At 34.8% G+C, this 11793-nt stretch carries 14 protein-coding genes; 1 reads left to right on the top strand and 13 read right to left on the bottom strand.

The annotated features are described in order from the left end of the window. Positions 1–20 precede the first annotated feature (20 nt). Positions 21–2078, top strand: coding sequence for a M16 family metallopeptidase (locus A8L32_RS17200; protein ID WP_066632138.1), 2058 nt, complete (start codon positions 21–23; stop codon positions 2076–2078). A gap of 140 nt (positions 2079–2218) precedes the next feature. On the opposite strand, the gene A8L32_RS17195 is transcribed toward A8L32_RS17200, so the two are convergent. The 13 genes from A8L32_RS17195 to A8L32_RS17135 all read right to left on the bottom strand — a co-directional run. After that, positions 2219–3112, bottom strand: a complete 894-nt coding sequence (locus tag A8L32_RS17195) for a hypothetical protein (protein ID WP_066632136.1) — start codon at positions 3110–3112, stop codon at positions 2219–2221. 215 nt (positions 3113–3327) lie between these two features. Next, a complete protein-coding gene (locus A8L32_RS17190; RefSeq protein WP_066632134.1) occupies positions 3328–4803 on the bottom strand; it encodes a sensor histidine kinase in 1476 nt (491 codons plus the stop codon). Positions 4804–4823: 20 nt separating this feature from the next. Continuing rightward, positions 4824–5525 (bottom strand): response regulator transcription factor, encoded by a 702-nt coding sequence (locus A8L32_RS17185; protein WP_066632242.1) that lies wholly within the window; start codon positions 5523–5525, stop codon positions 4824–4826. A 313-nt stretch (positions 5526–5838) separates the two neighbouring features. Then, positions 5839–6183, bottom strand: coding sequence for a septal ring lytic transglycosylase RlpA family protein (locus A8L32_RS17180; RefSeq protein WP_066632132.1), 345 nt, complete (start codon positions 6181–6183; stop codon positions 5839–5841). Positions 6184–6308: 125 nt separating this feature from the next. Next, positions 6309–6749 (bottom strand): hypothetical protein, encoded by a 441-nt coding sequence (locus tag A8L32_RS17175; RefSeq protein WP_066632131.1) that lies wholly within the window; start codon positions 6747–6749, stop codon positions 6309–6311. A gap of 189 nt (positions 6750–6938) precedes the next feature. Continuing rightward, positions 6939–7472 (bottom strand): carboxymuconolactone decarboxylase family protein, encoded by a 534-nt coding sequence (locus tag A8L32_RS17170; protein ID WP_066632130.1) that lies wholly within the window; start codon positions 7470–7472, stop codon positions 6939–6941. Between the two features lie 70 nt (positions 7473–7542). After that, positions 7543–8406 carry a helix-turn-helix domain-containing protein gene (locus tag A8L32_RS17165; protein WP_066632129.1) on the bottom strand — a complete coding sequence of 288 codons (864 nt, stop codon included), beginning with the start codon at positions 8404–8406 and terminating at the stop codon, positions 7543–7545. Positions 8407–8478: 72 nt separating this feature from the next. After that, the gene (locus A8L32_RS17160) at positions 8479–9015 is read right to left on the bottom strand and encodes a hypothetical protein (RefSeq protein ID WP_143525155.1); all 537 of its coding nucleotides are present in this window, start codon (positions 9013–9015) and stop codon (positions 8479–8481) included. 1 nt (position 9016) lies between these two features. Next, a complete protein-coding gene (locus A8L32_RS17155; protein ID WP_066632127.1) occupies positions 9017–10018 on the bottom strand; it encodes a hypothetical protein in 1002 nt (333 codons plus the stop codon). Continuing rightward, entirely contained in the window at positions 10015–10446 is a 432-nt protein-coding gene (locus A8L32_RS17150) for a VOC family protein (RefSeq protein WP_066632126.1), read from the bottom strand. Before A8L32_RS17150 ends, A8L32_RS17155 begins: the two co-directional genes overlap by 4 nt. Before the next feature lie 33 nt (positions 10447–10479). Then, positions 10480–10824 (bottom strand): TfoX/Sxy family protein, encoded by a 345-nt coding sequence (locus A8L32_RS17145; protein ID WP_066632125.1) that lies wholly within the window; start codon positions 10822–10824, stop codon positions 10480–10482. Between the two features lie 67 nt (positions 10825–10891). Then, positions 10892–11422: a hypothetical protein gene (locus A8L32_RS17140; protein ID WP_066632123.1), complete on the bottom strand. Its 531-nt coding sequence runs from the start codon at positions 11420–11422 to the stop codon at positions 10892–10894. 2 nt (positions 11423–11424) lie between these two features. Then, the coding region (locus A8L32_RS17135) for an RNA polymerase sigma factor (protein WP_066632121.1) at positions 11425–11793 on the bottom strand (369 nt) is incomplete at its 5' end.

Below are 11793 nucleotides of genomic sequence, written 5' to 3'. Positions count from 1 at the left end.
ACTTTTAAGCATATTAAATAATGAAGAAATTATCCATATTAATAGTTTTAGTTCTGTCGGTTCTTGTTGCTAATGCACAATTAGACAGATCAAAAGCTCCCAAGGCAGGCCCTGCCAAAAAACTTGAATTAGGCGAATTTACCAAGTTTGAACTTAAAAACGGACTTAAAGTAATCGTGGTTGAAAACCATAAGCTTCCCGTTGTTTCTTACTCTCTATCTTTAGATATTGATCCTATTTTCGAAGGCGATAAAGTTGGTTATACAAGTTTTGCTGGCGATTTAATGAGAACTGGAACGACCAATAAAACCAAGGATCAGATAGATGAAGAAATTGACTTTATTGGAGCTTCATTAAGCACAAGTAGTAAGGGAATTTATGCCAGCTCATTAAAAAAGCACTCTCCTAAATTATTGGATTTAATGACTGATGTACTTTATAATCCTTCTTTTCCTCAAGAGGAATTAGATAAAATCTTAAAACAATCATTAACGGGTATTAAGAGCGAAAAAGATGATCCAAAATCTATATCACGCAATATTCGTCAGGCTTTAATGTTCGGAAAAGAATCTGCCTATGGTGAAATGGCTACTGAGGAAGCTTATGAAAAAATAACCATTGAAGACTGTAAAAACTACTATGAAACATATTACAGACCTAACGTGGCATATTTAGTTATTGTTGGAGACATTACTCCTAAGCAAGCTAAAAAAACCGCTAAAAAATATTTCTCGCAATGGGAAAGTAAGGAAGTTCCTACGCACCAATTCACCAAGCCTGCAGGTTTTGATGGACCAATTTATGCCATTGGACATAAGGATGCAGCTAATCAGTCGTATATCACGGTTTCTTATCCTTTAGATCTTAAACCAGGTACGCCAGATGCACTTAAAGCTAGTGTGATGAACAAAATCTTAGGAGGCGGTGGTTTTAGCGCTCGTTTACTTAAAAATTTACGTGAAGATAAAGCTTGGACTTACGGAGCATATTCTCGTATCAATACAGATGAGCACATGGGTAGCTTTATGGCTTATTCTAATGTAAGAGGAACCATTACGGACAGTGCTTTTGTTGAAGTTTACAAAGAAATGCAGACGATCATTAGCGAGGATGTAAACGAAGATGACTTGCAGTTAGTTAAGAATTCATTGGCAGGTAGTTTTGGTCGTGCGCTCGAGGATCCGTCAACGATTGCTCGCTTTGCGGTTAATATTGATAAATATGGTTTACCAGCCGATTATTACGAAACATATCCGGAACGTTTAGAAGCGATTACTATAGCAGATGTAAAAGCTTCGGCTGAAAAATATATTCAACCAGAAAATGCATTATACTTGGCTGTGGGTGACATTAACGTAATTGAGCCTTTAATGCAAAAAATTGCACATGGTAAAGAGGTTACAGAATACGATTTTTATGCAGAAAAAGTAGTGCGAACAGGTGTTCCTGCAGGTTTAACTGCTGAAAAAGTAATTGAAACTTACGTTGATGCCATGGGTGGTGCTGAAAAATTAAAGTCGGTAGAGGATCTTAGTATGAAAGCAACTTTAAAGATTCAAGGAATGGAATTGGCTTTAAATACATATCAACAAGCTCCTAACAAAATTAAAGTAGAAACTTTAATGGCTGGGAATGTTTTAAGCAAACAAGTTTATAATGGTGAAGTGGGTATTATGGTAGCACAAGGACAAGAGCAAAAACTAGAAGGTGAAATGCTTGAAACCATGAAATACCAAGCTATCCTATTCCCTGAGTTACAATATCAAGAATTGGGTTATACATTAGAATTAGTAGGTAAAGATAAAATTGACGGTAAAAATGCGTACAAAATGACCATTACCGATCCTTTAGGAAAAGCTAGCACAGTATATTTTGATGTTGCCTCAGGATTAAAAATAAAGCAAGTAGCCACCTCTCCAATGGGGAATTCTACTACAATTTATGCTAAGTATAAAGAAACCGAAGGTATTAAATTCCCTTCAGTTATGAGCCAAACAATGGGACCTCAAATGGTGGATATTGAAGTAACTTCAATTGAATTAAATAAAGGACTTGAAGAAAGTGTTTTCAATAACTAATGCTATTTCGTAATAGCTTTTTGATTGAGTATTAGTATAAAGGGATTCCTGCTGGAATCCCTTTTTTCATGCAAAAAAAAGCTAGAAATCATACCTAATCCCATAAGGCATAATTCCCAGCTCTTCGGACATGTTTATTTTTACCTCATTACAGACCCTTTAGGGAAACTGCCCATCACATTATCATTCATCATATATGTTTTGTGATCCATGGCAGGAGTTGGTACATTACCTACTAATGGCTTAAACACAAATGGAGCAGGACTATTATCCGGGCTTGGTTCAATGGAAATTACAATAGTAGATCCTGTTAGATCCGTTGGAAAAGTTAAACCTGCAGGCGCATTCTTTACAAAATCCTCACCTGGAAAAGTTGGACCACCCATACCGCTAAAAGGAGCACTATTATCCTTCATATCTGCAGCAGTAAAAGTTCCTGTAGTTACTGGTTGTCCATCAATAACTGCCCAACCTTCATACACCCAGCCTGATGGTAAAGTAGGTAAAGTTAATCCTGTTGCAGGACTTCCTGATGCTAAATCTAAAAACCAAACTCCACTTAATTCGTCGGTAGTTTCTGGAGTAGTTGGAGTAGCTAAAATATACTTACCTGCAACCGATGAAAAATCATCACCTAGAGCAGCTCCATGTGCGGCTGTAATATCTGCGGAAGCACCTGAAAATCCTCCACCTAATATTTTAATAGCACTCGGTGCAGGATCATTATCTGGATGAGGCTCTATAGACAATACAAAGTCAGTTGCGGCACTCAATTCCATTTTATCCACCTTAAAAGTAGATTGTGATAATTTACCCATATCATCTACCATAAAAGTACCCGTACTTACAGGAGCTCCGTTTACAATAATCCAACCTTCATATCTTTCGTTAGATTCCAATTTCATTAAATTATCTATATCAAGCGTTAACATTCCTTCTGGTGCAGGAACCTCATTATGATCATCTTCGTTACACGATACAAAAATTACGCTTAAAGCAATTAGCCACATGGCAGGAAATACAATACGTTTCATAATATTAAAGTTTTAATTGATTTTTAATTAGTCTTAAATTGTTTGACTTTTAATTACAATTCAAATATCACCTTAAAGTATCACGAGAATATCACGAAATAATAACTCTTCTGTGATCTTCAAAAAAACATATATTTTTCAAAGTATTAAAGCATAAAAAAAGCCGCTACCAAATTATATGAGGTAACAGCTCCTTGTTATTTTAATCTATAAGATTATGCAGAATATGCGGGCAAGTTAAAAATAAACTCAGCATATTCACCTTCCACACTTTCTACATGAATATTTGCATCGTGGCCATCAATAATCTTTTTTACAATGGCTAAACCTAAGCCAGTTCCTTGAATCCCTAATTCTGTTTTATCAATTTTATAATAGCGATCGAAAATATGAGGCAGGTCATTTTGTGCTATTCCCGAACCTGTATTTTTTATACGAACCTCTACTCCTCCATTTTTAATATTGGTTTGCAAGAAAATCTTGCCCTGCTCAGGAGTATACTTAATAGCATTATCTAATAAGTTTTGAATAACTCGATCAATCATCGACAAATCAGCAAAAACCATTGGAGCAGCTTCACTTAAATCAGAGCTAATTTCAATCTGTTTGTTTTTAGCCAACAGACTGACCTTTGTATTAGCATCGCTCAATAATTCTTGAGCAAAAAATGGCTCTTTCTTCATTTGAATTTGACCAGCTTCTAATTTCGAAAGTTCAAATAAATCACTCACCAAACGAGTTAATTTCTCACTACTTTCTAAAACCACTTTCAAATATCTATCAACCTCCTCTTTTTCTAACGAATCCGATTTCATCATCAGGGTTTCTATGTAACCATGAATAATGGCCAGAGGATTACGAAGATCATGCGAAACATTAGCAATCAGCTCTCTTCTTAACTGATCTACTTTCTTTAACTCCTCAATGTTTTCAAGGATTGTATCCGACATGCTGTTAAAGGTTCCGGCTAAAACCGCTAACTCACCTTTATGGGCTGATTCTGGAATACGGGCATGCAAATCTCCCTCCTTAAATTTATTCACCGTTTGTATAATCACTCGAATATTCTTTGTTAGCATCCATATTAATGCGATACCTAAAGAAAAGGCCGTTATCAGCGTTATGATAAAAGAATTTAAACCAACCTTTAACCAATAACTACCCGAAACCGCTGCTGCAATATTTTCGTGTTTCTCGCTATCTAAAACGATATAAATATAACCCAGAAACTTTTCACCCTCAGTTACACCTGTGGCCGAGAAAATTGTTTGCTCTCCAGGATTTCTAGGATCATCGCCTAAAATATATTTTTCGCCTTTGGTAGCTATAAACTCTTTTACAGGCTCAACATCAACTCGGCTTAGCTTTACCTTTTTATCCAATACAACAAAAGACAATATTTCGCCATCGGGGCTCACCAAATAAACCTCAATACCTGGATTTACTGCCATCATCGAATGCATAATTACACCTAGCGCTTCCTTATTTACTTCTCCATTTTTAAAAGGAGGCGATTCTTTTAGTAAGTACTCCGCCACCTCTGCATTTAAGCGTTGGGTAGTTTCCTGATAATATTTATCCGAAGCAATAATCGTAATTGTGATATACGAAAAGCTTACGATTAATAGTACGAGTAAAAAACTTAGCGACAAACGCCAATAAAGGCTACGTTTTAGATTATATCTTGACATAAAATATTGGATTAATTCTGTTATATATCATCATTAAATCGATATCCCACTCCCCAAGTGGTTAAAATATATTTTGGTTTGTTGATATCGGGTTCAATTTTAGCCCTAAGCCTGTTAATGTGCGAATTAACCGTATGCTCGTAGCCATTAAACTCGTAGCCCCATACCAAACGTAGTAACTGATCTCTATCGTAACTTGTGCCCGGGTGCTCCGCCATTAAAGCCAACAGCTCAAATTCTTTAGGGGTTAAATCAATACGTTTTTCCTGATAGGTTACTTTTCTTTTTTCCTTATCGATATTTAATCCGTCAAAGAAAAACTGCGAATGTGCATTTTCTTGCTTGCCCTGACTATTCTGATCTTGACGACGAAGTATGGCTTTTACACGGGCAATAAACTCGCGAATTCCAAAAGGCTTAGTAATATAATCGTCGGCTCCACTCTCTAAACCCAGCACCTTATCTATTTCTTCCGATTTTGCGGTAAGCATTAATATGGGCGTAAAATTATCTAGTGCTCTGAGCTTCTGGCAGACCATAATGCCGTTCATTTCTGGAAGCATTATATCCAAAATAATTAAATCGAAGGCTGTTTTTTGAGCCAATTCAAATCCCAGTTTGCCATTTTCGGCTATTTGGGTATCACATTCTAAATCTTTTAAATGGATATTAATTAGATTAAAAATATCTGGATCATCTTCTACTATTAAAACCTTGTACATAATTAAGTGTTTAGTATATACCAATATTAACATGAATTAAACCCTATAATTTTATTTTATAACTCTTCTGCTTCTTCATAAAAATTCGCCTTAGCTATGGCTATGTCTCATTTTTATTCCTTGCACAAGAGTCCTAATTCTATAATTATTTAAGATTTACCTCATTTTAAAATTGGTATGATTCAACAAAACTAGCGGATAAGTATCACAAAACTATCACGACACTAACTGTCGCATGAATATTGAAATACTTACAAAAAGTCTATAAAAAAAATGGGATTTCTTAAGGTGTAGTGATTCTGGCAGGCGGTATTTATTTAATGACTTCTATCTTAACGTCAATAATTCCAGGTAATACGCCGTCAATTTCTGAGGCTGCGCTTTTGGATAAATCGATTATACGACCTTTAATGAATGGCCCCCTATCATTGATTTTTACTACAACCGATTTATTATTGGCCAAGTTGGTTACTTTTACTTTTGTACCAAAGGGTAATGTTTTGTGAGCGGCCGTTTTTAACTGATGTTGATATATCTCGCCACTAGCAGTTTTTCTTCCTTCAAATTTATCGGCATAATAAGAAGCCTTACCTTTTTCTTGAGCTATTACAACAGCACAAATTGCGATAAATATTAACGTAGAAATAAATCTTTTCATGGTTCGTTTCCTAAATCTAAAGGTATATTATTAGAACGAGGAAATACTGAAATTAGTTTTACCAAATGAAAATACCTTGAATGAAATAATCACCCAAGGTACTTCAACATAAAATATTTACCATCTTATACTATGGCTTCTTTGCGCTCCAGCACAGTAAACTTATGCACAAAATACCAAAGCGGAATGCCATAAGCAACATGTCGCAATAAAGAAACTAACGGGAGCATTTTTGACATTTGCAATCCTGCGACACCAGCTCCCAACAATGGGAACATAAAAAACCACACCAAAGCCACAGTTTCAGCAATTACGAAAAGTTGTGCTTTTACAAAACTAGAGCCAGGTAACGACGGGGCAATACCAGCATATAAAATACCCAATAGTATTCCGTTGGCATAATGACCAAGCAGACCATAAGTAAAACCTAAACCGGTTTTATCGCCCAGTAATGCGGCAATATCAAACCATTGTCCGGTAAATAAAAACCCTACTATATCAAAAGCTATTGTGCCTGCAACTCCTGCAAGGATAGCTTTAGTCCAATTTATTTTATTTGTGTTCATTTTTCTAAGATTTTGATCGTTAGGAAACGAATTTATATTCTTGCAAAGAGTGCGAAGAATAGAAAGCAAAGGCGAATTAGTTTTACAACGCTCGTTCCCTTTTGATTAATTTATGGATTCCTGAATTGAGATTAATGCCTGCTTAGAAGATTCCAGTTCAAGGCAGGCATTAAATAAGATTTGTGCTTTTTATAATTCCGGTGCAACCGGGAAATCGATGGCAAATTCTGTAAGATTATGAATGTAATTACTGATTACCTTATCCCCTACCTGAACAACTACATCAATTAGGCTTACCTCATCATAACCTGCATCAAAAAAGGCATTTTTAACTTCTTCGCTGGCTTTACCTTTGTTTTCAACAACTGCTTGAGTAAATTTTGCCAAGGCATCTAACTTTTCATCAAACGATGCTGAACCGCCTCTGATTTCCAGAATTTGCTCTTCGCTAAAACCATTCATCTTACCTAATACAGTATGAGCAGATTGACAATATCTACAACCGTTAATTTGACTGGTTACGATATTTACCACTTCCTTTTCTTTAGCTTTTAAAGTAGTTTTACGGCCTTGTAAAGCCAGGTAATCGCCTAACGCTGTTTCGCTTTTTGCAAAGTAAGCATACAAGTTAGGTACAAAGCCTAATCCTTTTTGTAAGTTATCAAAAATGGCTTGATTACTTTCAGATACTTCTCCTCTGGTGGGAACTGCAAATTTTGTCATGTCTTATTGTTTTTATTTGTTATTGTTTCAAATTGACATTACAAAAGTGCGGCAAATAGCAAGGGCGATGTTAGGTAGTTTTTCCTGAGGGGTGTGCAATTTTTCCCGAAAGCTTGTTTTCTCGAAAAAAACTAGGAGAAACACCTTCATTTTTCTTAAAAAAGCGACCAAAGGTTTGAATATCCTCAAAGCCTATTTCAATGGCAATATGTTTTACGCTCTTATCTGTATAGCGTAATAATCGACGTGCTTCCAGCATTTTTCTATCCTGAATATACTGCAATGGTGTTTTTGAAGATATTTTAGAAAATAAGTTTGATAATGTTTTGGGTGATTTAAATAATAAGTCGGCATACTCGGCTACGGTATGTTTGGTTTTAAAATGCTGCTCTACTAAAAAGTTATACTCACGCACAATATCAATCTGATGATCGTCCATCTGCATATAATCTTCTTGCTTTTTATATACCCTAGCACATAATATCAAGAATCGTTTCAGCATCATCTGAAGCATTTCTAACTGGAGGTTATCTTCCGTTTTTAGCTCCAATACAAACATTTCAAATACCGTTTCAAAAGTTCGTAGCTCTTCTTCTGGTACATAAATAACCGGCAAACTAGAAGCCCCAAAAAACAATACACCTTTACAGCCTACTTCACTGTCGTGATCTAAAATGCAATAAAAAGGGCGATTAAATCGAATCATTTGAGCAGCCACAATCTTTTTGGCCTCCACCTGATGAAACTCGGTTAAGCAAATGATCTGATTCTTTTTGAATTCATAGTCAATACCATCAATGGCAAGATGATTACCATCTTTGGTAAACCATAATAAAGTCAAATCACTTTCCTCACTTTTACTTAGTTCGGCATGATTCTCGTTATCCAGATTATATATTCTAAGTTTTTCGTTGGTACTGCCTTTGTATTGCATGTGTTGGTATTAAGCTTGTAAGTTTCATAAACACCCTCACTAAAAAGAATGTTCGGTTTACATATTCCTCAATTACTGCTTACTATGTTTAATGATGCGATCATTACCGTTTGTGTGACGATAGTAATTATACTCAGGAACTAACATATTGGGATAATAACCTAAATCTATGGCAACTTCGTTCACGGGCATCATCATATACCTTTGTGCTCTATAGATAGATTCTTTGGGAGTTCTTTTTATTAAATTGAGAAATTGATATTTATTACATTCGCTATTTACAAGACTTTTATACTGGATTTGAAACTGATGGAAAATATAATCCTGACCTTCAAAACTAAAGTGATAGCCTTTGAGCTGCTCAGGCAAATAGTACTTAAACCTTGCTTTTCCGCTTTTGCGAAATGAAACATTCAGGTAACACCATTCCAAATCAATACCACTAAATACATAAGCTCCAGTTCGCCTATTAAAAGTATGCACCTGAACTTCACCATGAATGGTATCGTTCTGCTCTGTTATTATAAATCCAGGAAGTTTTTTGGCTTCTGTAATACTGCAGAAACAAAATAGGATAATAACAAGCGTATGTATTTTTCGATTTCTCATTTCATTCATTCCTTATAAACTCAATAACCTCATTATCCGTCTTAATATGTGTTTTGCTATTTCTCTCTAATTTAAGTTTAATTTTACTAAGCTGTACAATCCTCCAAACTTTACTTTCCCTACTATTACATTCAGGAAAATATATGAGTTCATTTGTTGAATTTAGTTCCCATTTTTTCACTTCCGTTCTGCCAAACTGAGAAATCTTAATTGAATCCTTTTCTATGATTAAACTTTCTTTGGGATCTGCATCTAACAGCCCCCAAAGAGGCACTGGAGGCAAGGGTATACTATCATTTATTGGACAAATCCACTTACCAATTAACCCACAAGTATCCATTTTACATTCTATTTCAGTCATCTTGTAATCCATTACTACATTTGCAAATCTTTTTAGATTAACTTCATGTTCGGAGCAAGAGTGGATTAAATATAAAGGATAGGCAATCTTATCTATAATTAAGAATTTAAAACCTTTATAATTAGATATACTCCATCTTGTTGTTCGGAAAGACCTATCAATTTCCATAAAAAGGGAATCATTAATAAAATCTATAGAATCTGTATAATGAGGATATTTTATAACAAATGCTTTATTTGTAAGTTCTACATTGGGAGACGTCTTATCTTGCAGCAATCTCTTAAATACCAAATCTCTTTTATTATTAATCGTATGGTTTAAAACCAAGCTATCTGTGTTTAATGACTTTATCAGGAAGGTATCTGACACTGTTTTTAAAGAATCCTTAGTCAATATGTATTTAAATCTTTCTGTAAGTCCTATTCTTCCCGACATCGGATAATCAAATACTTTAACAGTCAATTCTTCTTTCTCAATATCTAAAAGATATCGATTTGTCATTATTACAGAATCAGACTCTGTGTGGTCAATTTTATAAGCTCCAATCCAAATTCCTTCTAACTTACTCTTAGGTTGGCAAGATGTTAAGACCAATAAACCAGATAGTACGAAAATAAGTTTGTGTACTATTTTAAACCTCATATTTCCCTCTCCTCAAAAACAATCTCATACTTGATACCTTCTAAATCTTTAAAGAAAAGAGCGTAATAGCTTTCTCCATGTTGTGGATAATATTTGGGCGGATCAATAATATTTGCTCCTATTTCCTTTATCAAAGGATATAAACGATCTACCTCATCTCTGGATTCCGCCTTAAATGCCAAGTGATGCAATGCGCCTGGCTTACGGCGATGAATCTCGTCATTTTTAAAAACTTCTCTGGGAGAGTTGATGCCTATAATTAATTTGGGATGTGAATATTCAACTACCTCAAAGTCGTGTTCCTTAACAAAACCCTTTGCTTTAAGATTAATATCAAAACCCAATAGAGCGAATAGTTTGTCGTAGAATGGTTCAGCAATTTTAATATCGCGGACTGTTATTTGAAGATGATCGATAATGGGTTCCATATAGTTATATGATTAAAGACAAAAGAACAGATATTACTTTTTCTTTTTACTAGAATTAGCGAACGGATTAAAATCTAAACTCAATTGCACCCAATACTCCAATTCTTCGTCCATATCAATAGCTTCGGGTTCTATATATACATAACCAATAAGCGGCTTCTTGGTAAAATCCATTTCTTTACAGCCAGGCTTAGTTAAAGCTTCTTCATAAATATCGGGACCTACACGTGCCATTAAGTTATTTTTGATGATGCCCACACACATTTTATCATCCACCATAAAGGTGAGGCCCCCCATCATTTTATTTTCGCGGTATGGTACTTTTTTATCTTTGAGTACCATTCGAAGTCTATCTGCTAAATGCTCATCGTATGCCATTAGTTTCAGAATTTTAAATTGATTTATAAAACTAATTAAAGTTGAGTCACTTTACAATTAAGCCAATTTATGATTCTATTTCCTTGATCAATTTTAAGGAGTCATCTCGTAAAGGCTTGTAACGGTTTTTCCAAATTATTATTCCAACCACAATTGCAATTATTATTGTAAAAAAGAATGAAACTTGAATAAATAGAGGAGTATTATAAAATACATTTATATACAATCCTATATGCAACATGAATAATCCAATGATAAAGGTTATGGACTTAAAGCTAAGGGCTCTGTATCGCTTAGCTGCTTTTTTTAACATCATTAGAGTTGGTTCAGAATAATCAATTCCTCCATACTTTCTTTTATTATTTCTATAACTCCAGAAAAGAATTAATAATCCCCCCAAAGTGCAAATGTTTGCAACAATTATACTTAACTCCTTTCCTCTTGAAAATAGATCAATTACTATATAGAGGTATAAGGGTAATAAAACAGAACAAACAATAACAAAAGCTTTACTTATTCCTGCTATTACTTTATCCTCTTTTTTAAGCTTACTGCATAAATACTTTAGCGTGTTTTCATCTATATGAGTTGTCGTCATGGCTACTTGCTTAAATTCTGTTTTAACTGCGCTTTAATTCGGTAAATCTTTACTTTTACATTGGCTTCGGAAATACCTATTACATCGCTAATATCTTTCATCGAGAGTCCTTCGAGCATTAAAGACATCAATGCTTTGTCAATGACCGATAGCATATTCAATTCACTTTGTAATTTTTCGAATTGTTCCTCTTTAAGCTGGGATGCTTCTTTATCATCTTCATACATCATCCCTAAATTTTGGGTATCTGTATTAACGATGAGTTGCATTTGCTTAAAAGCTTTTCCTGTATAAGTAAGCGAGGTATTAACGGCAATCCTATATATCCAGGTACTCATGGATGAGTCTCCGCGGAAATTCCCCAGGCTCTT

It is taken from the genome of Labilibacter marinus (assembly GCF_001659685.2).
GTDB lineage: Bacteria > Bacteroidota > Bacteroidia > Bacteroidales > Marinilabiliaceae > Saccharicrinis > Saccharicrinis marinus.
The sequence above is the reverse complement of the archived record's forward strand: the minus strand, read 5'-3'. Positions and strand labels throughout refer to the sequence as shown.